We start from the raw sequence: 21,843 nt of genomic DNA on the forward strand, positions 1-21,843 counted from the left end.
CTGCCGAAAGAAGATCGTACGGTCGCCGAACCTCAACGCAGTCAGTCGATTCTTGGATTAGGAATTTCGGGCTCCGAAAGCGCTTTCCGAAAGTCGGTAGACCCGGGCGCGTTTCTCGCCGTCGGCATCGATCAGATGATAGTGTTCCATCTTCCCAAGGTAGTTCCGGACGCTCCGTCTGGACTTTGGATCGTCACAGCGCTGCTCGTACTCTTCATACAGCGTCCCCGGTGTCGTCTCACCATGGTCTTCGATGATCTCATAGAGGACCTGCTGATCATGCGAAAGCTGCTCGATCGTTTTCTGCCGAAGCTCCGAGCGAGTATCGGGAACCGCCGCGTCGATGATCTCGGTTGTGAGCGACTCGGCGCCGCCGCGAGAGGCTTTGCGAGCGGCCGTTCGGAGAATCCCGATCGCAACCCGAGCGTCCCCAGCGGCTCGATCAGCGATCAATTCCATCTGTTCACGTGAAACGACGCCGTCTGCAAGCCCCGAATTTGCTCTCGCATCGAGGATCGCGACAATTTCATCAAGAGAATAGGGGTCAAACTGGACCCGCTCGCTGCCGGTGAGGCGACTGTAGAGGCGATCGCCGAGGTTCGAGTAAAACTCCTGCTCGTCGTTTGCGATGAGAATCAGCGAGATATGAGACAGGGTGTAGAGATCATAGAGGACGTCTTTTTCCTCGAGTTGGTCGACCTCATCGAGGACGACAACATAGGGATCATCGTTCGCCTCGCAAATGCGATCGTAGAGAACATCACGGGGCGTCGATTGGCGATGGATGTCGAGTGTGCGATCGAGCCCTTCGAGGAGCCGATAGAGCACACGATAGCGGTTATAATCCTGCCAACAGTTAACATACTGTGTCCGGACGTTGAACGAGTTCTCACGAAGTTGTTCGACAGCGTAGCGAGCACAGCAGGTCTTCCCGACACCGGTCGGACCGAAGATAGCGGCCGTTTCAGCAGGCTCTCCACGCAGGACAGGCGCAAGGATCCCGGAGAGGTGGGTGAGCTCCGTATTGCGGTGGACGACCTCTTCTGGGACGAACGTATCCTGGAACACTCGAGCGTCCGTGATCACATTGCAGAATGAGTTGCAAATGAAGGGTAATAAACGGTACTGGGGTGGTTCCGAAAGTTCCGATAAGTAGTGGGTTGATCAGCAATGGATACTCGTATTCGATTCGACTGGTCGCATTCGCGACTGAGACACCACCTTTTCGGACATGCGAGCCGAAGCCATCGGTGACATGAGCATGAAAGACAAACTCCGTCGACTCATTGGTCTCGTAGAGGGCCACGAAGACAAGGTGGCCGAGCAAGTCGGCAAGCGTACCAGTATGGACAAAAAGCAGGCCAAGGATCGTATTCATAAAATTCAGGAAAAGGTCAATGAAGACTCAAACACCGACGACAGAGACCGAAACCAGAAGTGACGACAGCGAACAGTTCCTGAGTAAGGTCACATCCGTATGGGATGAGACAACCGTCGTGAGTGGAAATCCCACAGAGGAGGCGACATTGGCGAGGTGCGATGGTGAACAATGGAGAATTCGTTGCTCGTCTGTGGCCATCTCGATAAGAGGCAGAAAAACGGAATCACAGCATACGGCGTTTTTGCGCTCAGAGGATGGCTGTCGGCCTCATCTAGGCCGACTTGCGGGCGCTCGCCGAGCCCAATTTCATCGGTCAGCTACTCTCGGTTGGGTTTCGGAAGGCGCCGCTTTGCTAGTTCCATCGGATCTTCGTTAGCGAACGGCCGAAGCGAGACTGTGAAAGCCATCGTTTCGGGCTGAACCTGGTACTCAGGCAATGGAGTAGTCGGTGTTCCACCGACACCAGTCACTGCATGATCGAGGTTGAATCCGATAGAGCCGCGCTCTTCGAGTTCGTACTGGTGGTTCGCCTCATCTAGATTTGCGTACTGCTCGAGACTGACATGCATCTCAGGATGTGCACTTGCCGCGATACCAACGCCGTCGTCGTTCGAAACGGCAGCCCAGCGGGTCTCAGCCTTATTTCCGTTGTCCTGCGGTGGGAGATAAGGGACATACTGGTCAGCGACCGACCCCGAGTACCGACCGACGCGTACGCCCCACTTGCGGTCAGGCATCGTCTCCTGGGGGCCACGGCCGTACCACTCGAACTCGCCGAACGATTCGGGCAGTTCAAGCTGGACGCCTACCTTGGGTAACCAGCCGCTGATCGCACTCTGGAGTCGGTCATTAGGATCGGATTCGACATTAAGGACGATCTCGCCAGTCCCGAAGACCGTGTAGGTGTACCGCGTCGCGAATCCAGGCCCGTAGCCTTCGTCCTCAGCCTCTTCGAATTCATCAAGGTCGTACCACAGTACCGCATTCTCCGGCGGTTCGTCGAATTCCGTCGCGAGTTCCTCATCATTGAGTGCGGTATCGTAGACGGCCACCGAATCGATCGTCGTTTCGGTGTAGCGGTCCTGATCAGCGTTCTGTCCGATTCGGACCGGCGCGCCACTTGAGTCGATATTCCCGATCGAGTGGCTCTCGGCGGCCAACCGTTCGCCGTCGAGGTACAACCGAAATTCGTCGTCAGCACAGACGCTCGTGAGCGTGTGCCACCCTTCACGAGCCTCGTCGGGGATCGGCGCCTGCATCGAGACCCAGTTACCGTCATAGACGAAGAACTCGAAGGCATCGCCGCCAGCGGTCTTCAACGCGTATTGGTAATCACCCTTAGCGACCAATGGACCGTGCTCAGCGTCGTCGATTCCTTGGAAGGTGACCTCAAGGGTGAATCCCGGCTCGGTGAAATCGAGGGCATCGGGCGTACCGACCTCGATGTAGTCGTCTTCTCCATCCAGCGCAACTGCGCTGCCGGAAACGCCCTCAACGATCTCAGGACTGCCTCGGAGTACGCCATCAGCCTCCGTTGAAGACGAATCAGGTGTAACAAGCCCTTCGTCTTCGGCGGTTCCCTCTGCGAAGCCTTCGACAGCGACGCGAGCGAGTGCGTCCTCCGGTTGATCGACATCGATCGACTCGACAACGTAGTTCAGATCGTTGAGCCCGGCATCGTACCAATCGGGCGCCTGTGCGCCGCCCCAATCCTGAAGTTCGTTCATGATCGGCGCTCGCCAGGCGTTCAGCAGCGGGCCGCGATCGAGCAACTCGGTTCCATTGTACTCCATCGAGGCGAGCGTCCCAAGCTCCGTGTCGAAAGCATACTCAAAGCTCTCGCCGCCGACCGTGATTGTCTCGTCAGATTCCGAGACCGACAGCGCTGGCATGTCCTCTATGCTCTCGGTTTCCGGATCGGGGACGTCGAACGGTACCGCAACCTGCTCGAAGGCGACTTCGTGGCCGGCGTCTGCGTAGTCGGTCGCTTCGGTGAGACAAGCCGAGACATCAAGCCAATACTCGACGCCTGCCTCGAGGTCGGGTTCCTCGAAGGGGACGGTGACGGAGCAGGTCTCGCCTGGCGGGACGTCAAGATCGAGCTCGCCCGACTCGACAGTTTCGTCGTCAGCGGTGAGCTCCCATGTCACGTCCAACTCGTCGAGGTCGGTGAACCCGAAGTAATTTGTGATATAAATCTCGCCGTTCTCGACCGCGCGCGCAGCGAAGCCGACAGGCTGGTGGCTCTTCTTGAGTTCCCACATCTCGGGCTGGGGGGTGCGATCCGACCAGAGGGTGCCGTTGAGGCAGAACGCTCCATCGGGCCCTTCGAGGTGGTAGAACTGAAACGGTTCGCCGTCCTCAGTCTCGTCGTTCAGGTCTTGGTTCACCCAGTCCCAAATCCACCCACCCTGCAGACTCTTATCGCGCGCGAGCTCGGCGAAGTCGTATGACAGCGTCGCGTCTCCTGGCGAAGAATACTCATCTCCATCGGGGACGACGTCGTAGAGGGCCACCGAATCGAGCGTGACGCCCGTGTCGTTATCGGTATTGGGATCGCCGGCGATCCACAAGTCACTACTGGCTTCGAGGTCCTCGCCCGAATGACCCTCGGTACCTACCTGTTCGTCGTTGACGTATAGCTGCAGTTCGTCACCCGTGTAGACGCCCACAAGGGTGTGCCAGCCGTCCCCGTCCGGCGCCGACGCCGAGACTGACGCATCGCCGACTGAGAACTCGATCCCATCATCGGAGACCGCCAGCGCGTAGCCATCGGCAACAACGAGCGGAGTCCCATCAGTGATCTCCCGGACGACGATTTCGACAGTGAATCCCGATTCGGAAGATGCGATTCCCTCGATGCCGAGAACCTCGATGTGATCGTCGCCTTGGAAAACGATCTGGCCGTCGCCAGTGACCTCTGGATTGCCGATGAGGACGCCATCGTTTTCACCCGCACCGTCGCGTGCCTGGCGGACTGGAGGCTGGATATACTCGGACCACATCTCGTGAATCAGCCCGAGACTGTTGCCCATCGCGTGGTTATACTCACCCATCATCACAGGTCGCAGGCCATCGCCGAGTCCGGAGCCGTCACCCTCGCTTACCATCCCATCGGGCATGGGATAGCGCGGCCCCAGCATATCGCTGTAATCGATGGTCCAACCGCCGCCGTTGGGCTGGTGGTAAAGCTGTCGAGTGGTATCGACTCCGCGGGGCTCGAGGTCGAGCTCCTCGCCGACGCGATCTGCGTCGTCGGCCCCTGAAAGGTGGTAAGCTTCGAACGTATCGGGGATCCTGTCCGCGTTCTCCTCGCCGAGATTATAGGCAGCCATCGCAAGGTGTGGTGGACCCGTACCGGCCTCGTTACCCGTCGAGTAGACGAACACGGAGGCGTGGTTCTTGTCGCGCTGGACCATGCGGCGCCACCGAGTGAGCATCTGCTCATCAAATACGTCGACGTTGGCGGCCATCTGCTCCCACCAGTGAGTCTCGACGTTGATCTCGTCCTGCACATAGATCCCGTACTCGTCAGCCAGCCGGTAAAACGTCGGATCATTCGGATAGTGAGAGGTCCGTACTGAATTGACATTGAACCGCTTCATGACCTCAAAGTCCGTTCGGAGAGTCTCGATTGGGACGTACCGGCCGTAATCGGGGTCGGTTTCATGGCGGTTCACTCCCCGGATGTTCATCGCTTCGCCGTTAACGTGCCACGTGGAACTCAACTCGCCGCGCTCGCTCTCATATGCTCGAAATCCGACCTTCTCAAGTAGTACTTCACAGGGATCGTCCTTGCTGTCAGGCTTGTCGAGCGGAACGAGTTCCAAAACCAGTGTATACAGCGTCGGATCCTCTGCAGACCACTTTTCAGGGTCGCTCACCTCGGTTTCGAGCGAGACGTGGGCACCCTCAGCGTCGACCGTGGCTAATCCAGACAGCGTTGCGACCTCTCGACCGACTGATCCGTTTTTCGGCGAACTGTGACCGGAGGCTTTGGAAGGGCTTCTACCCGCGTCACCTGCAGGTGGCCCACGACCTGGGAAGTCATTAGACCGATTGTGGCCCGATCTGTCGTCCGGTGGTCCGCGTCCGGGCGTTTCCTTAGGTGGACCGCGTCGGGGCTGGTCCGAATCAGGCGCATAGAGATGCCCTCGAAGTTCGTACTCACAGATTTCCTCACCGTTATTAGTAAGTTCGGCGTCGACTCGCAGCGTTGCATCCTCGTAGTCGTCGTCGAGATCAGTCCGGACAAAGAAATCGCGCACATGAACCGCCGGCGTCGAGTACAGAGAGACGCTTCGGAAGATCCCTGAGTAACGGAACATGTCCTGGGTTTCGATAGCCTCGCCGTCCGAGAAACGATACACTTGCAGGGTAACGGTGTGTGTTCCACCGGGCGTGACGTACTCAGTAACGTCGAATTCGCCGGGCGTCATCGATCCTTGGTGATAGCCGACGTATTGACCATCGATCCAAACGAAGTACGCCTGCTTCACGCCGGCAAAATGGAGAAACGTCTGGCGACCGTCCCAGTCAGCGGGTACATCGAACGAGCGCCGATAGACACCGACTGGATTATTTTCTAGCGGAACCTCCTCGACGGGATTCGCATCGGAGGGGGGATCGTAGTGGTTCCAAGTCAAATCAGAGTTGATGTACAGCCGTTGGCCGAATCCTTGGGTCTGCCAACTGCTCGGGACAGCAATTTCATCCCAGTCAATAGCGTCGTGAGAATCTGGAACCGCCGCATGGTTCTCATACCGTTTGAATCGCCAGTCTCCATCAAGCAATTGAAAATATGGCGACTGACCGAATCGAGTCTCTAAGCGTTCATAAGGGGAATCCGCGTCTATGGCCTGATCAACCGACTCAAATGGTACGGTCGTCGTAACGTGTGGCGATGCATGATTCTCTTCAAAGACCGCTGGATCGTCGATATACGACGAGAGTGTTCTTTCGTCAATTGTCCCCGGAGGAATGGTGGAGGAAGACTCGTGTACTCCTACAGCAGTTCCCACAGCACCCCCAGTAGCTAGTGTTGCCATACCTGTCGCCTGTAGGAAGCGTCGTCGGGAGGTTGAAATTCGGTGTTCTATCGACTCATCCTCTAATGAATTATCTATTCTACTCATACTACCACCTTGTTTTCAGATGTAATAGTATATTCATCAACGCTAATAACCATTGATATTGTCATACAATGCTGAAACTCTCAGGGGACTACTTAATAATAATGTACAAGGAAGGGCATGCCTTCTTTACACGAAGAAATGACACCGAACTAGCTTGGTAAGCAGGAAGAGCAGTACGTAAGAGACACCCGGCGGCGGAAACGACTCCGCCACGGCTGACTGAGGCCTCCCGACCGGATCATCCATCGACGGACGACGGGTAGGGATGAGATCGGCCGCTCTCGACGTCTCATACGTGAGCACTACAGCGTTAGAGGATGAACAACAACGAAAGGGGCTCGAAACGGCATTCATCGCTCTCCATCGGCGTGTGGCTGACCGGAGTCCAACGGGTGAACTGCCCTACCCTACTCGCTCACGGCATCAGCCGTTCGCTCCTTGAGGGTAGGGCTTCCTGCTTCCACGACGCGCTTTGCAGATACAGGTGTATCCACAGGGAGCGCAGTCTCCACAGGCGTTGATTCGGAGTATCCCACTCCTATATCTTCGAGGCCGCGAGAAAGAATGTTCCACGCCGCGTTCGCGTCCCTGTCCGCCTCGAACCCGCAGGCAGGACAGGAGTGTTCACGGACCCACAACGATTTCTCCGTTGAGACGCCGCAGGACGCGCACTCTTTGGTCGTCCCTCTCGGGTTGACCGCCACGCAGTGCGTCCCCTCTCGCTTGCACTTGTATTCGAGCACCGAGAGGAACGTTCGCCACGCCGCAGACGCCGTATTGCGACTGTTCGACGGAGATTCAAGCATCCCCTTCACATTCAAGTCTTCGACCGCCACGAGGTCGTACTCCCGTGCGTAGTACGCCGAGAGTTTGTGCAAGAAGTCGCGGCGCTTCCGACGGAGGTCGGCATAACACTCCGCAACTCGCCGACGTTGCTTCTCGTAGTTGTTCGACCCGTGTTGCTTCCGCGAGAGCTTCCGTTGCTCGCGCTCCAAGCGTTCACGTTCGTTCGAGAGGTCAAGCGACCTGACCGCCGTGCCGTCGGTGTCGTAGGCGTACTTGAGAATCCCCACGTCGATACCGACACACTTCTCGGGATTCTCAGGCGGCTCAGGCGGTTCTCGGTCGATTTGAACGCCGAAGGTGGCGAACCACTCGCCCGTCGGTTCCTTCTTGAGCGTGACTTGCTTGAGCTTTGCGTCGCCAGGGATGTCACGGTGGAGCCGAATCGATATGTCCGCAAGTTTCGAGAGCGACAGCACAGTCTGACCGCCCTTCTTGTCGAGCTTGAAGCCAGACTGACTGTACGTGAAACTGCGGAATTCTCGTGGTGGCTTCCACTTGAGTTGGCCGACGCCGTAGCCATTCTTCTTGAGTTTGGAGAGTCCTTTGAGATTGTCGAACAGGCGTTCCACAACTGTTTGGAGAACCTTCGAATACACGTCGGAGAGGCCGTCCCACCACGTCTTGAGGTCGGGTAGTTCCGACCGCAGGGTGGTCATGGACGGCAGTTCGCCGTGTTCGTCTTGGTACTCATTGAGTCGGTAAAGCGTATGGTTGTAGAGTTGCCTACAAATATCTCGGTGGCGGTCCAACTCCTCATGTTGGGCGTCGGACGGCTTGAGACGGTACTTGTAGGCGTAGTACATTCTACTCGCGTTGGTTCTCGATGTACTGGTGCAGCACATCCAGCGACACCTGCCCCGTCGAGATGAGGCAGTACGAGTCGTTCCAGAACGAGTCGCCCCACAGGTCGGTCTTCAGTTCGTCCGCGTACTCGTTGCGGATACGGCGGGCGGTTGCGCCCTTGACTGTGTTGATGAACTTCACGAGGTCTGTGGTTGGTTTTGCTCGGAACAGGATGTGAACGTGGTCGTCCTTTCCGTCGAGGTTCGTCAGTTCGACACCGTAGTTGTCAGTGAACCCGCTGATGACCTCGCGAATGAATTGGGTTCGCTCCTCGGTTAGCACTCCGCACCGATACTTTGTGGTGAGTATCAGGTGGTAGTGCAGGGAAAACGTCGAGTGCGCTCCCGAGTCGAGGTCGTATTCCATTGGGTTCAGTCACTACTATGCTACCCTACTGAAAAAACGTTACGACTGCGTGGGTCTGTGGGCCTGCAACCGTAGAGTGTATGAAAACCGTGCGTCGCTGTATCCCCTCCCTGCTCGCGCCTTCCCTTCGGTCGGCGCTCGCTGAGGAAGGGGTCTTAGCGCCTCAATTCAGACAGAACGTACATTGCTTACAAACTCCAAATTGCTCACAAAATCTACAAAATCTAGATTTCCCACACAATGTACAATATCCCGATATTATCTTGGTGATGGCCAATGAGTACTGGAGAGTTCGAAGGACTTCCTGGTGCAGCAATTTCCCTCCTGAAGGGAGGGGTGGGAAAGTCCACAATCGCACTCAATATCGCGGATCGGCTCGCAGCTCGAGGTCCAACAGATCGGACCCATAGAACACAGACAACGGCATTTCACGATTCTCAGCCGCAAAGACTCGTCGGTCAGGCGCTGCCAATATTACACGAGGGACTCCTCAGGTAGTCGCCACAAGCAACCCTATCCTAGTTCCACCTGATTCCAGCATCTCTCAGCAAAGTAGCCATAGTTAGAACCTATTCGAAGTGCTCAGCTTGCGTACTGATCGAAATATAATGGGTGCACAGGGACTTGAACCCTGAGCCTCCTATCTTAGTGACCTTGTTAATCGTATGAAATCAGGAGATGTCGCGCGTAGCACCCCCCACGCCATCATTTCACTACAAGGCCACCGAGTAGGTGTTCTTCCAGTCTGAACTATACACCCGTGCGAATTGCTATCGATACTTACTATAATAAACAATTCGAATTCGATTGGCTATACCCAAGGATCAGGTTTTCATTGTAGGACTGGTTATCGAGTGTTTCGCCGTCTGGCCCCGTAAGCAGTGGCAGATCGTGCTTCTTTCGTGCCTTGTTGCTGGTGATCCGTATCCCAGCGTTCATAATCGTCGCCGTCGGACCGGCAAACGTCGCGATCGTTGGTTTTGGGCTCTTCGATTGATCTTCATCCGAAGACTCCTCCGGTTTCTCATCCGGAGAGTCCTGCGCCTGAACAGCGTTCGGCAGCATGTTAGCGGCACCCACCGCACCGACGGATTGCATAATTGATCGGCAGTTTATCCTGGTTTCGTCTCTACTAGCTATCTTTTTAAGATATCTGTTTGATTTATCTCTTTTTGACATTCACTCTGTGAACTAAATAGAGGGCAAATAAGACGCCTGTAGCTATGATATTTACAGATATAAATATACTAAGGATATAGATGGTAGGTATCTACAAGAGAATGAATTAAACAATGGATCCCTCGCTTGAGCTGTCCGCATCTGATCCCATCCATTCGCAAAACCATTTACGAAGACACGAATCCTCAAACACGCGTATGAGAGCATGCCGAGGGTCACAGTCGATGACCCCCACGTCGTCAAGCACTGGGAGATGCCACTGGTAGAGATCCGCTGCAACGTCCTGATACCGTTCGCGAGTGAGCGCGTCCTCTGTGAGCTCTGCTTCAAGCGTCGCGACGTCCTCAATCAATGTCTTGAATTCGACGGATGGACTATCGGCAGTGAGGAGTGAGTAGAGCGCAAATCGCCTCCGTTTGTTAGCTAAGAGTTCTAAGATTGTATCCAGTGACAGCGACGAGAGTACCGCAGAATCCGAGGGTGGCGAAGACGAAGTCATGTGCCGTTGGCGAGTCTACAATAACTGGAAGATATAACGCTGTTGTTTCAATCCGATGATTTGGACAGGCTCCCTCAAGGTCGACGAACAGGGTCAGTCTCGGAGGTGCCATACTTCCTCGGATAGAACGTCCCTGTCGATGGTACTCGATCGCTGATCACGTCTACTTGAGTACTTGACTACATCACGATTAAAAGGGAAATATTGAGTGTATTGGCCTATGTTATCTCCTGTAACAGGCCAGAATCGAACCACACTCTCTCCAATACCGTAGTATGCAAAAACCAACGACCGATGAAGAGCTTCGGACTGCACTAATAGGCGATCGCTATCGGATCCTCGAAGTCGTTGCTGAACACGATGAACTGCGCTCAAGTGAGATCCGTGATCGGGCCAAGATCCCGGAGGGAAGCAAACACTATCAGCTCTCGATGCTTGACTCGTGGGACCTCATTACGCCAGTCGGGACCCAATACGTTGGCGAACATGAGACCGGGATTCCAGCGACGATCTACACGCTAACTGACGACGGACATGCACTTCTTGAGGATAGCTGAGCGATAGACACTAACACAGTTAACCGACGTCACTGAGGAACTGATCGCCCAACTCGAGGATCTCACGCAGTAGTCGACGGTCATATCCTTTTTCGCAAGGCGATCAGGATGTCCTTTGAGCAACCTACTCGCAATGCAGGGAGTAATCAGACGCCGAGTGAAAGCGAGGAGAAAATGAAGTATCACCTCGCGAAGGGCTACCGTCGGCGCTTCGGCGCGGGGGAAGCGGTAATCTGCCGGCATGGAAAGGTGTGGATCCATGGTCGAATGACACTGCTCAAGGAGGAGTCGCCTCGGGTTTCTCCTTGTCCCATATTGTTCGTATTGGTGTTGCAGCCTGTATTCGATTAAGTGTGAAACGCAGATTCCCGGCCCTGAGGCCATAGCCGGGAGCGGGAGAGGGTGCCTCTCCCGTAAGATAGTAATCACGGATAGATGTTAGTTACTAGGATAGTAACGAACGCCCTCGTGACTCTCGTCACCAGTTTGATTGATATCTAAAAGCATTTATCGTTAATCTCGAATGCGAAGAATACATATTCCCTTGCGTGCTTCTAGTACATGCAAAGGCGTGGATATTCCCGCTACTCTGGATCCTCACTGCAGGGGCTACACCCAGCCGTTAAGTGGGTTCTAGAGAAGGGATATCCACGCCTGCGCAACCGCAGTGGAGTGCATGGAGTGCAGGAATCAACTATGGCCTCAGTCCTTCACTCTCATTTGGGCGTGGACCCTACCGGACAGTAGCATCCTGCTAACTATTAAATCTATATCATGATATGACGTATTAGTGACTATTACTCACCCTTCTCTCCCTCACCTTGTGCAACAATGCCGTTCAGAGGCCGTTGCACAAGGTGAGTCATGTATATCACGTATAGAGCCATAGTAATTAATACAATTGAGATGCTATGAGTTACTGCGGCCAACTGACTCCCGGCCGCTCGAGACGATCGGACACCCCTCCCGTTCATGATGAGCCTCTCCAATTCAGGGAGGTTTTCAGGAACGAAGTAATGGGTGACTCGGACAGAAAACGTGTGTCATCACGGAGACTGCACGACTGCATTGGGGTCGGCGTGAGGGTCTGTCCCTGAATCGGGCAGTCTATTTCTGATCAAGTAGAAGAGCAACGCCGGTAAGAGATGTGTGGTTCCTAACATACTATACAAAGCATTGTATAAGCGAAGAGTTGCCCGGTGGAGGCCATAGACTCATTCATGAATGGAGAGGGCGATGTCAGAGGCGCTCTCCGTCCCTCTCACTTTGTGGGCACCCACACGTCAACCATTGGTGCGCAATAGTTAGTGCCCAAGTGCAAGGGGACGCCCGATCAGTGAACGTCTTGAGCGGCAAACACTCGCGAGTTAACACACGAGCCTAGAGACACACATTCTCCGAACGAACCGACGCCTGAGAACCGACTACCGGCCTTATAGCGGTTCTTTCAAGGGCGTAACTTTATGTTATTTGATTAACTGAATCAAAACATGGCCAGCGAAATGAGTTACCAGGACGTCCTTGCCAGGTTCGGCCACGATCTAGAGGGTTTACCAGAGGATCCCCCGAAAGACGACGAAGGCCAGCTAATTTGCGCGAGAGAGTGTCTTGACGGGAATCAGTGCCGCCAGCGAGTCGGCATGCCTGGCATCGCTTGCCTTCATCACGACTCCAGTGACCCACTCCTGTGGTGTTACTAGTTTTAGAATTGTGAATATGTAAAAACCTTCTTCTAAGACGTGGGCGGTGCTCGATGCAGGCGTGAACACGTGGGGTTCTCGAGCGAGGTACTAAGCTCATCCATTCAGTGACGAGGACTGATCGAGTCGATGAACTCGAGGCACAGCGGGATGAACTTGTAGAGATGGTTGAAGATCTCAAATCGACCGTCGAAACTGACGAGGATGACAAAGAATTCCTCGTGGCGCAAAAACAAGTCACCCAGCTCGAACTTAAGCGTGATCGGCTTGCGCGCAAGAGCGATGCCCTCGTGGAGAATATCGAGAATCTCGAATCACAACTTGACGAGCAGGGGAAACTTGAAGCCCGGCGTGAGGAAATCAACGCGGACCTCGAAGAGCTCCGGACGTGCATCGAACGGATCGAGCGTGAAGCGATCGAGGCGTTCAATATGCATATGGAGACGGTCGTCGACCTTCTCGATTATGGAAATCTCGCGCGCATTTGGCTTGAGTACCGGAATCCGGACGGAAGAAGAGACGCAACCTTCGAGCTGCACGTAACGCACCAAACAGGCGATGGCACAACCTACGAGGATTCAGTCACGCACCTCAGCGAGAGCGAACGGGAGGTTACCGGTTTAGTGCTGGCATTGGCGGGGTATCTCGTCCACGATGTGCACGAGGAAATACCGTTTATTTTGCTTGACTCGTTGGGAGCGATCGATTCGGAGCGTATCGCACAGTTGGTCGAGTATCTCGAAGAATACGCCACCTATATTGTGGTTGCCCTCCTCCCGGAAGATGCCGATGCACTCAATGAGGAGTACCAGCGAATCACAGCGATCTAGCGACTGAGTCACCTAGAGGTGAAGACAGGGATAGGGAGGTATCCTCATCGGCGGTGGCGCGATGTCACTTCACGAACCGTCACTCAAGGACACGACCAAAGATATCGATCTCGTTGTTGTCGACAAGGCGGCTGAGAGCCGCCTGCTGGGGGTACTCGACGACCTCGGGTATGAGGAAGTTAGTGATCTTGGTGACGAGTACGATCGGTTGGGTGCACGCCACTGCGTACGGAACGACGCTAGGTGCCAGTTCGACATCTTCTACCGACAGATCGCCGATAAGCTGCTCTTCAGCGACGGAATGCGTGCACGAAGCGAGCCGTTTCTCTCGGACAAGTACTTCTCGATCGGTCTCGTCTCGTTTGAGGACGTTTTTCTTTTCAAAGCCGTTGCAGAGCGTCCGGATGATATAAGCGACATGGCCACGCTCATCCAGACTGATCTCGACTTTGACGCCATCGAAGACGAAATCGAACACCAAGTAGAGCTCTTGGGCGGGGACCTCTTCGTCACGGTAGTGTCCGAATCGCTGGAGCGGCTCGATGAAAACGAGGGGATCCAGACGCCATCGACGGCGTTGTTCGGGAATACTATCAGCGGTATATGGATAGGTACGAACTCCGAATACACTTGGACGATACTGCTCCAAAACCTGTGAGCGAACTGGCCTCCGAATTAGGTGTTGCAGAAGACGAGATCGAACAGCGATTCGAGTACCTCAAGCAGTACGATTCGCCGAACGAACCTCTAAGGGGATTCGTGATACTGGCAAACACGATGATTTCCAGCGATCCTAATACCCCAACCGAAGGTAACGCAGTGGAAACTGACCGCCCAATGTGGACGGCGAGATCGATATATTGAGTGGCTGTACGAGGTCTCTGAGATATTCATCCAGCGAATAAGTGAAGCGGCCTTCCTCGTCGACGATCCGAAGCTCCAGCTGGAAACTCTCACGTCGATCCCTGGAATAGGGCCTGCAACTGCCACAGTTATTCTCGCGTTTCACGATCCAATGAACTACGCAGTCGGTGATCGATACATGGTTGCGGCCCTCCTCGGTGACGACCGAGCACTATGACTCTCTGGCTACCCACGAATCCTCACTACACTCCGTGACCGAAACCCAGGTGTGTTCGATCACCGGACGGTTGAGAAGGCCTTCTACCAGCAGTATCGAGATACCTCTGATGTCGGTCGGTGGTGAGGAACGTATCCGTTGATTAGGGCTATTAGAGAATAGTCGCTCCGCAAAGAGAGACTACCTTGTGCAACACTTCGCATCCAAGAAGCGTTTTGTTGCACAAGGCCGACCACGTCAAGAAAGGGGCTCTTGCGCACAACCGGAGATGATAAAGTCAGTACTCTGTTGAAATTTGCACACTGTGCTAAGAATATCGTGCTGGATAAAGAGATCGAATGCAGCAGATCTCGTTGGTTCAACCCACGCACCTAAAACAGCTGTTCGGTTCAATCACGTAGAGTCACTCGCAAAAGCCTCTGCAGGGGTTTCCTCATAGATCTCATTGATCCGCCCAATCAAAGAGTGGTTCGACACGACATGGTCGTCGACAACAGTGGCTAATGTAGCAATATAGACAGTGAACAGGCTATCATATTCCTCAACATCGATCTCATAGGTGCCCTCGACGATGTTCGATTTTCGACTACGCGTTCAGATATCTCCGGGAGGGCAGCAGCAATTTCATCATCCGAATTGAACCGTTCCGCGAATCGCAGATAGAATTCATCGTTATGGAGGGCACATTCCGAAGGTAGAACGTCAACTCATGATCGCCAAGCACGGTCTCTCGGTCGAACGTCGGGCGGTGAAGGAATCCGATACGTCATTCTATCTATGATCGGCCATAGACCGTGTGTCTACGAGAAAGAGTTCACGACACAAAAGGAGCGCTGAAGTAACGCATGACATCACGGAGGACGGACTGCATATTGATATCTACCGAGACGGGAAGAAGGTCGGTAGTCACGAACACCCACCACCGCTTTCAGCGAACAACGCAGTAGAATTATAGAAGAGTGGTGCTAGTAGCTACACTACTGTTGTATTCGTCGAATTTATCGATATTTTGCATTAGAGTGTCGACAAACACAACAGGCAGTTCTCCGATTGGGAAGCCCTGCCAAAGTGCTCTCGGAGGTGCCGTACTTCCTCAGATAAAACGTTCAGTTGATATTACTCGGTCGTTACCTACTATACTTCTATTTCCAATTGGGCACTTGACTGAACACACGATTAAAGGGAAATATTGATTATATCGGTGTACGTTATCTACCGTAATAGGCTGGAAGCGAACCACACCAACTCCGAGTAGCTCAGTAGGCAACAACCGACAACTGACAAAGAGCTTCAGGCTGCACTGACAGATGATCGCTATCGGATCCTCAAAGTGCTTGCTGAACACGATGAACTACGTTCAAGAGAGATCCGAGACCATGCCGAGATTCCAGACGGAAGTACACGCACTATCCGCTCTCAATTCTTGACTCGTAGGATCTCATCGTACAAGTTGGAACCCAGTACTTTGGTGAATATGAGACCGGGATTCCAGCAACACTCTTATACGCTAACTGACGAAGGGCATGCACTTGTTGAGGACAACTGAGTCTTTGGAAGACGTCGATAAGGTATATCGACGCCTCTGAGGAACTGACCATCCACTCGAAGGTTTCACGCATCAGCCGACGGGTTATACTCCTGCGCGTCATCGACAGAGGGTGCACCGATAGCGAGCACACGAACCTGTTCGTCTGCGGATTCAGGATTGAATGCACGTTGTGGACTGAACAGCACAGGGACCCCGAGCCCGAGCCTCCTGTCACCGAAGGTGAGCACCGGACAGTCGATATTACCGATATTGGTGATCAGGACGATGGTATCGCGCGTGTCGAACGCGGATACGTTGTGATCGTTTCAAACACAGAGTTGAATGAACGCGTTAAGATCGAAATCATTGACGTGACACCAACCGTCGTCTTTGGCGACGTTATTGAGCGAGAGGAGTGCTATCAGTAGCGAACAAAGGGATTATTTCGGATCTTGAAATCACCTGTTGAAGTATGTTCTCTGTATAGAGATACCAGCCGGCGCTCATAGAGTCGCCATTGCAGCTCGTTTTGGTGCACTGATGATGCGTCATCTTCGATTTGAGCGTTCATCCAGGAGTGCTTGACTCTTGTCGGTCAGCGTATAGATGGTTGTAGAAATACCAATGTTGTACTCGGATTCGGGGCAGAGCGCGACTTCAACGCCGCCTACAACATCCTTTCTCGTGCCTCAATCAACTAGGGGGTGATTCACTCCGATTCAATGTCACCAGAACGCTTCGCATTCTGGTTAGCAAACGAATCGCTTTGCGATTCGTCAACGCCTGCGGAGACGGCGCTTCCTCCGGGAATCGATTCGATTCCTGCACAGCGCGTTCATCAGATTTCTCCGGAATCTGATTGGCTGTCAGAGTTGAAGAGTCTGACAACGTCATCGAAACAGGAAGCCCCGTCCGCAGCGAGGCCGCCAGGCCAGCAGGGCGGGGTAGTTCACCCAGGACTCTACGGGTTCGGACGGCAGAAAGGTGAGTACGACGAATCTGTGTTCGGATTTCAGTAGTACTACTTGATAAAACAATTTAAATTCGAATAGAACAATAATACTACACAAAGAAGTATCTCCTTCAATGAATTTCTCTCAGTGAGTATAATTGTTGGGAGTATTATCATCTCTTCAATGAATGATCCGGCACTAGATAATAGAACTCTCTAATCAAAAGCAGCGGAATTGCAAGGAGGAAGTTGATACCTACAAATTAATCTATATCCATAGTACTCGGATTACAAAAGTATGCGTGTAAGGGAACGCATAGTTAGTTACGGATTATATCGAATTAAGTTCAACTAGAAAATCAAATTATTAAACTAGCTCCAGTAACACTTCATCACCAAACACCACTCAATATATGCCATCCAACGCTTTTACAGTTCTATACTGGCGGCTATAGTAATATCTCCGTAGGATGCTCAAGAACCGCCGTTATCCAGGAGTCGGCTCAACGTATCATGCCGGTCGGTGGTCTTCTCTTGCTCGTACTCTAGGGAATCGATGAGTCGATTCGTCATTGAACGAAAGTCCGCAGTTGGGTCTCCCTCGACTTCTTCGAAGAAGTCTTGGTTCCGATCTTCACACTTCACTTTCCACTCTTTGCGAATTTCGTCAGCACCGTGAAGGGCTCCAGCAAGACTCCCTACGATCGTACCGACTGCATCGCTGTCACGCCCATAGTTGATTCCCTCTATAATTGATTGATTGACATCGTCGTTGCAAAGAGAAAGTATTGCGACAGCAACCGGTACTGTCTCGAGAGTGCTGGCACTAAATATCTCTCCGTTGTGATATTTTTCGCGATCCCACTGAACTGCTGGCCAACGCCAATCGATAAATTGCTCGTAGAGCATGTCAATAAGCGCCTCAACTGACTCCGCGTCTTCGGCGAATCCCATTGCGATATCTATAGCACGTGTTGCAAGTCCCGTTGAGTGTTCTACCATTGTGGCGATAACCGACTCAATAGTGGCGTTCGGCATAACAGCCTCTGCGATGCCGGCAGCCACTGTCGCGGTCATGTGCCGATGATAGCCGTCTTGGAGCATTGAGGCGATATTGAAGCCGTCTTGATAGGCCTGCCGAGGGTTTCCTGCGTTAACAATTCCAATGGGTGTGATCGCCGAGGCAGCCTTGTTATCCGGAATAGTACCCTGTCCCGTCGACCACGGATCATCTCCAGTGCTCAACTTTTTCAGGATGATCTCTTGGGTGATCCACACTCTATCGGGATTGAGGTGTTCACGGAGAATATCAGCAAACTCGAATGGACTCACCCGGCCATTATTTTCTACAATTGTCAAGCAGAGATAATGCCGCATCGCTGTATCGCTCGTGATTGTTCCGGGTTCAGTGTTCGAGTACGGCATGTAGTACTGTTTGAACTCTTCGAACGTCCCGTACTCCTCGGTGATTTGTTTTCGAGTCCATCCTTCGATCGGTGCTCCAAGTGCATCACCGATCGCACCGCCGATGAGACAGCCATACACCGTGTTTTGAATATCATATGTCATAGTCGGCCGTTCGTGCGTATGGACTAAGATAGTTGTGCTCAGGTACCAGCACTACGGTCGAGTTCTATCAGCAGCCCCACCCGTTCTACAGAATAGAACAGCATCTGAGTCAATGTCGAGAGTCAGCTACAAATCTGCGAGGTTATCGCTCGCTATTCGGGCTGCCTTCTGGACATGGCTGGGTAACTCATCGGAGAATCGGCGCGCTTTCGCATGCTTGTATGGGTTGTTAATATGCTTACTTGCATTGGTAATACCGATTGTGCCAACGACCGTTCCCGTCGTGTCAAAGATCGGTGCTGCAATACTACTCATCTCCCGGTGAAACCCCCCTACACTGTAGGCAAAGCCGATTTCACGGATAACTTCTAACTGCTCCTCAAGATCGTCCGCTTCTGTGATCGTCTGGTCCGTTATCGCAGGCAATCCGAACCTCTCAATCAAGGCATTCACTCGTTCTTCTGGCATATATGCCAGGATGGCTTGCCCGTATGCCGTACAGTGCACGTAGGTCTCTCTTCCGACCTCTGTCTGGAGATCGGTGATCTTTCCGTCTGAGGATCGATATACCCACACCATCTTCTCACCCTCTTTAACGGCCACGTGCGCAATCGCATCAGTCTCGGCTGCGAGGTCGTCTGCATTCTTCTCAATGATCCCATGCAGATCGCTTTCTCGTAATGCAAGGTCTCCGAGGCGTGCTACTCGAAGCCCAAGACGGAGCCCTTCGGTATCACGAATTACGTACCGATTCTGCTGGAGGGTTTTTAGATGATAGTGGGCGGTACTTCGAGAACAACCTACTTCAGCTGCAATCTCAGAGACACTTGGCCGGTCTGTTTCCGCAATATGTTCTATAATGGCGAACGCAGTTTCAATCGATTGGATCGTTTTCCCGTCTGTGGCGTTCGATTCCATGGCACACACTCTCTTATCCATCACCATCAACCCCTGCCATTCACCATCGTTGATAGAGCTCCGGAATAAAACAGATGTGTCGATGTTCTATATTATCCGAAAATATAAATGCAATAGTCCTCCTCGACGTTGTATGCGAATCGAGCAAATCGAGCCGATCGTCTTAGAGAGTGCTGTCGGGACTGTCTCGATGCCAGGTGGCAAGAACGCGTTTAATGCCACTGTTACGCCAGTCGTTGCCAAAGTACACACTGATGAAGGGATCATCGGTCTGGGTGAAACGTATCTCGACGATCCATCGGGACACAAAGCGATGACGACTGCAAAGGGAATCGAAGCACTCGGTCACGAACTGCAGGGAAGTGATCCACGTGATGTAACTGATCGGTGGCACGAGATGTACGTCCACGTCAAACGCGAAGGGTCGTATCGTGCGATGAGTGCTATCGACGAGGCGCTTTGGGACATCAAGGGAAAGGACGTAGGAGAACCGGTGTATGAACTACTGGGAGGAAAGGTCGGTCAGGTCAAGGCCTATGCGACGTTCCCGCTCTCGAAACCGGCTGATCAGCTTATCGAAGACGCACAATGGCTTTATGAAAAGGGGTTCCCGACGATGAAAATCGTTGCTGGCCGCGGTGTCACGGACGATCAAGAGAAGATCAAAGCCGTCGCAGAAAATATTCCGAAAACGATGGGTCTCGCGATCGACTCGAATACGACCTATGATGTGCAGGATGCGATGAAGGTCGGCGAAGTAGCCAGCGATGTCGGTCTGGAGTGGTTCGAGGAGCCGGTCTCACATACAAATATCCAAGGCCAAGCACAGTTGAATCGGGACCTCTCCGTTCCTATCTCTGCTTACCAAAACCACCTGACGCATTATCCGGCCGTTGATCATCTAGAGGCCAACGCCCTCGAGATCTATCAACCTGCATTGGACTTCTGTGGCGGAATCACTGCTGCCCAGCGTGTCGGTACTATGATCGAGCCGTACGACAAGAAGCTCGTACTCCATGCTTTCGGGCCCGTAATCAACTATTCGGCGAGTCTCCACGTCGCAGCCGCATGCCCTGTCTCTCCACTGATCGAGTTCGGCGTGTACTCAGATGAGATCGATGATCCCGGTGAGTATCTCGCCAGTCCCTATGTCGACAACCAGACCGACATTTACGTCCAAGACGGTGGGATCATCGAGCCGCCCGAAAAACCCGGACTCGGATTAGAACTCGATGACGAGCTCGTCGAGGAGTACCGTCTCAACTGAGTCACCGTAGCCACTCCGGCCTAGACTCGTCCCAAACTGTGTCAGTATCCCACACACCTCTTCGATTGATCTCAGTGTGTCGGTGTTCCCGATGGCATTCAACCACCACTATCCGAAAAATAGCGTAGTAGACGGGCCGTCCGTCAGTTGATTCGATACTCTTCGATTACGTCCTCGTCGAGTTCGATACCGATTCCCGGTTTTTCGGGCGGCTCGATCGTTCCACCGTCCTGGACGTAGACGTCCTCTTGATTTGCGACGTAGGGACTGGTGAGATACTCCCCGGGGTCATCAACGTCATCCGAGTACACGGCGAACTCGATCAACGAACAGACCGGGCTCGCCACGGAGACATGGAGACTTGCTGCATAGTTGACCATTGGCCCATACGCATGGGGAAGGAACTCCTTGTTGTACGCCTCGACAAGCGTCGCAACCCGATTAGCTGCCGTGATCCCTCCAACGAGGTCGAACGCGGGCTGATAGATCTCGAGGGCATCGATCGAGAGGTGGTCGATCGCCGAGTACTGTGTGTGATGCGTCTGAAACCCGGATATCGGCACCGAAACCTGCTGGTTGAGGTTCGCTTGACCGTTGAGATCCGTGTGTGCGATCGGCTCCTCGAACCATTCGAGCCCGTACTCGCTTGCGGTCTCTGCGACGGCAAGTGCGTCTGAGAACTTGTAGGTCGTGTTCGCATCGATCGCGAGTCCGAAATCGTCTGGAATGTTGTCTGCAATCGCCCGTATCCGCTCGCGGTCTTTCTCCACCCCATACCCACCGACGATTTTCATATGAGAGAAACCCTTCTCGGAGAGCCACGTCGCATCCTCGATTAACTCGTCCGTCTCCTTAGGAAGGGGAAACGTTGCATACGCCTGTAGCTCACCGGCTTTCCCTCCAAACAACTGATAGAGCGGTTTTCCAGCGTCTTTTCCGACGATATCCCAGAGCGCTTCGTCGAGGGCACTGAGGGCGCGATACCCTTTCACGCCTCGTTTGACGTGGACGTAGAGCTCGTTCCAGAGCTGGGTTACGTTCCGAGGGTCCCGCCCGACTAAGTGATTGCCAAGCGCCTGCATTCCTGCTGCAGCCGACCGAGCGCTATCACCCGACGGATCGTCGAGATAGGTTTCACCGATCCCAGTAATCCCTTCGTCCGTATGTATCCTCACCAGTACTGGCTGTACAG

The 21,843-nt window shown here is 53.5% G+C and carries 17 protein-coding genes and 1 pseudogene; 9 read left to right on the forward strand and 9 right to left on the reverse strand.

Annotated features, from left to right (window positions below; genetic code table 11):
* Positions 1 to 57: 57 nt before the first annotated feature.
* Entirely contained in the window at positions 58 to 1,086 is a 1,029-nt protein-coding gene (locus tag HACJB3_RS16185) for a Cdc6/Cdc18 family protein (RefSeq protein ID WP_049934659.1), read from the reverse strand.
* A 145-nt stretch (positions 1,087 to 1,231) separates the two neighbouring features.
* On the opposite strand from HACJB3_RS16185, the gene HACJB3_RS16190 reads away from it, so the two are divergent.
* Positions 1,232 to 1,441: a hypothetical protein gene (locus HACJB3_RS16190; protein WP_008414176.1), complete on the forward strand. Its 210-nt coding sequence runs from the start codon at positions 1,232 to 1,234 to the stop codon at positions 1,439 to 1,441.
* 257 nt (positions 1,442 to 1,698) lie between these two features.
* Here the strand turns inward: HACJB3_RS16190 and HACJB3_RS16195 are convergent, their stop codons facing one another.
* From HACJB3_RS16195 to tnpA, 3 genes are all read right to left on the reverse strand, one after another.
* Entirely contained in the window at positions 1,699 to 6,516 is a 4,818-nt protein-coding gene (locus HACJB3_RS16195) for a beta-galactosidase small subunit-related protein (protein WP_081461354.1), read from the reverse strand.
* Between the two features lie 407 nt (positions 6,517 to 6,923).
* On the reverse strand, positions 6,924 to 8,165 hold the full coding sequence (locus HACJB3_RS16205; RefSeq protein ID WP_008414180.1) for an RNA-guided endonuclease InsQ/TnpB family protein: 1,242 nt from the start codon (positions 8,163 to 8,165) through the stop codon (positions 6,924 to 6,926).
* Between the two features lies 1 nt (position 8,166).
* Positions 8,167 to 8,571 (reverse strand): IS200/IS605-like element ISHje2 family transposase, encoded by a 405-nt coding sequence (tnpA, locus tag HACJB3_RS16210; RefSeq protein ID WP_008414181.1) that lies wholly within the window; start codon positions 8,569 to 8,571, stop codon positions 8,167 to 8,169.
* A gap of 276 nt (positions 8,572 to 8,847) precedes the next feature.
* Here tnpA and HACJB3_RS20805 point away from each other — a divergent pair.
* Positions 8,848 to 8,961 (forward strand): annotated as a pseudogene (locus HACJB3_RS20805) (ParA family protein); the annotation flags it as partial.
* A 393-nt stretch (positions 8,962 to 9,354) separates the two neighbouring features.
* On the opposite strand, the gene HACJB3_RS16215 reads toward HACJB3_RS20805, so the two are convergent.
* Together HACJB3_RS16215 and HACJB3_RS21350 are read right to left on the reverse strand one after the other, a co-directional pair.
* Positions 9,355 to 9,669, reverse strand: a complete 315-nt coding sequence (locus HACJB3_RS16215; RefSeq protein ID WP_008414182.1) for a hypothetical protein — start codon at positions 9,667 to 9,669, stop codon at positions 9,355 to 9,357.
* Positions 9,670 to 9,856: 187 nt separating this feature from the next.
* Positions 9,857 to 10,249, reverse strand: a complete 393-nt coding sequence (locus HACJB3_RS21350; protein WP_449267223.1) for a DUF7344 domain-containing protein — start codon at positions 10,247 to 10,249, stop codon at positions 9,857 to 9,859.
* A 275-nt stretch (positions 10,250 to 10,524) separates the two neighbouring features.
* Here HACJB3_RS21350 and HACJB3_RS16225 point away from each other — a divergent pair, with 275 nt between their 5' ends.
* From HACJB3_RS16225 to HACJB3_RS16240, 6 genes are all read left to right on the forward strand, one after another.
* Entirely contained in the window at positions 10,525 to 10,806 is a 282-nt protein-coding gene (locus HACJB3_RS16225; RefSeq protein WP_008414184.1) for a hypothetical protein, read from the forward strand.
* A 1,807-nt stretch (positions 10,807 to 12,613) separates the two neighbouring features.
* Positions 12,614 to 13,336, forward strand: a complete 723-nt coding sequence (locus tag HACJB3_RS16230; RefSeq protein ID WP_008414185.1) for a hypothetical protein — start codon at positions 12,614 to 12,616, stop codon at positions 13,334 to 13,336.
* A gap of 61 nt (positions 13,337 to 13,397) precedes the next feature.
* Positions 13,398 to 13,994: a hypothetical protein gene (locus HACJB3_RS20020; protein WP_013199606.1), complete on the forward strand. Its 597-nt coding sequence runs from the start codon at positions 13,398 to 13,400 to the stop codon at positions 13,992 to 13,994.
* Positions 13,991 to 14,200: a hypothetical protein gene (locus HACJB3_RS20810; RefSeq protein ID WP_013199607.1), complete on the forward strand. Its 210-nt coding sequence runs from the start codon at positions 13,991 to 13,993 to the stop codon at positions 14,198 to 14,200. Before HACJB3_RS20020 ends, HACJB3_RS20810 begins: the two co-directional genes overlap by 4 nt.
* 106 nt (positions 14,201 to 14,306) lie before the next feature.
* Positions 14,307 to 14,417 carry a hypothetical protein gene (locus HACJB3_RS20815; protein WP_238532918.1) on the forward strand — a complete coding sequence of 37 codons (111 nt, stop codon included), beginning with the start codon at positions 14,307 to 14,309 and terminating at the stop codon, positions 14,415 to 14,417.
* A gap of 1,716 nt (positions 14,418 to 16,133) precedes the next feature.
* On the forward strand, positions 16,134 to 16,373 hold the full coding sequence (locus tag HACJB3_RS16240) for a TRAM domain-containing protein (protein ID WP_008414187.1): 240 nt from the start codon (positions 16,134 to 16,136) through the stop codon (positions 16,371 to 16,373).
* A gap of 998 nt (positions 16,374 to 17,371) precedes the next feature.
* Here the strand turns inward: HACJB3_RS16240 and HACJB3_RS16245 are convergent.
* Positions 17,372 to 18,466: an ADP-ribosylglycohydrolase family protein gene (locus tag HACJB3_RS16245; RefSeq protein ID WP_008414188.1), complete on the reverse strand. Its 1,095-nt coding sequence runs from the start codon at positions 18,464 to 18,466 to the stop codon at positions 17,372 to 17,374.
* A gap of 126 nt (positions 18,467 to 18,592) precedes the next feature.
* The gene (locus HACJB3_RS16250; RefSeq protein ID WP_008414190.1) at positions 18,593 to 19,411 is read right to left on the reverse strand and encodes an IclR family transcriptional regulator; all 819 of its coding nucleotides are present in this window, start codon (positions 19,409 to 19,411) and stop codon (positions 18,593 to 18,595) included.
* A gap of 106 nt (positions 19,412 to 19,517) precedes the next feature.
* On the opposite strand from HACJB3_RS16250, the gene HACJB3_RS16255 reads away from it, so the two are divergent.
* Positions 19,518 to 20,651 (forward strand): mandelate racemase/muconate lactonizing enzyme family protein, encoded by a 1,134-nt coding sequence (locus HACJB3_RS16255; protein WP_008414192.1) that lies wholly within the window; start codon positions 19,518 to 19,520, stop codon positions 20,649 to 20,651.
* A 143-nt stretch (positions 20,652 to 20,794) separates the two neighbouring features.
* On the opposite strand, the gene HACJB3_RS16260 is transcribed toward HACJB3_RS16255, so the two are convergent.
* Positions 20,795 to 21,826, reverse strand: coding sequence for a mandelate racemase/muconate lactonizing enzyme family protein (locus HACJB3_RS16260; RefSeq protein WP_238532894.1), 1,032 nt, complete (start codon positions 21,824 to 21,826; stop codon positions 20,795 to 20,797).
* Positions 21,827 to 21,843: the final 17 nt, after the last annotated feature.

Source organism: Halalkalicoccus jeotgali B3 (genome assembly GCF_000196895.1).
Classification (GTDB): Archaea; Halobacteriota; Halobacteria; order Halobacteriales; family Halalkalicoccaceae; genus Halalkalicoccus; species Halalkalicoccus jeotgali.

Coding starts and splice junctions, on each gene's coding strand:
- HACJB3_RS16215 (WP_008414182.1), bottom strand. CDS start 9,669: ATGCAATCCGTCGGTGCGGTGGGTGCCGCTAACATGCTGCCGAACGCT.
- HACJB3_RS16250 (WP_008414190.1), bottom strand. CDS start 19,411: ATGGTGATGGATAAGAGAGTGTGTGCCATGGAATCGAACGCCACAGAC.
- HACJB3_RS16205 (WP_008414180.1), bottom strand. CDS start 8,165: ATGTACTACGCCTACAAGTACCGTCTCAAGCCGTCCGACGCCCAACAT.
- HACJB3_RS16195 (WP_081461354.1), bottom strand. CDS start 6,516: ATGAGTAGAATAGATAATTCATTAGAGGATGAGTCGATAGAACACCGA.
- HACJB3_RS16225 (WP_008414184.1), top strand. CDS start 10,525: ATGCAAAAACCAACGACCGATGAAGAGCTTCGGACTGCACTAATAGGC.
- HACJB3_RS21350 (WP_449267223.1), bottom strand. CDS start 10,249: ATGACTTCGTCTTCGCCACCCTCGGATTCTGCGGTACTCTCGTCGCTG.
- HACJB3_RS16245 (WP_008414188.1), bottom strand. CDS start 18,466: ATGACATATGATATTCAAAACACGGTGTATGGCTGTCTCATCGGCGGT.
- HACJB3_RS20020 (WP_013199606.1), top strand. CDS start 13,398: ATGTCACTTCACGAACCGTCACTCAAGGACACGACCAAAGATATCGAT.
- tnpA (WP_008414181.1), bottom strand. CDS start 8,571: ATGGAATACGACCTCGACTCGGGAGCGCACTCGACGTTTTCCCTGCAC.
- HACJB3_RS16255 (WP_008414192.1), top strand. CDS start 19,518: ATGCGAATCGAGCAAATCGAGCCGATCGTCTTAGAGAGTGCTGTCGGG.
- HACJB3_RS16190 (WP_008414176.1), top strand. CDS start 1,232: ATGCGAGCCGAAGCCATCGGTGACATGAGCATGAAAGACAAACTCCGT.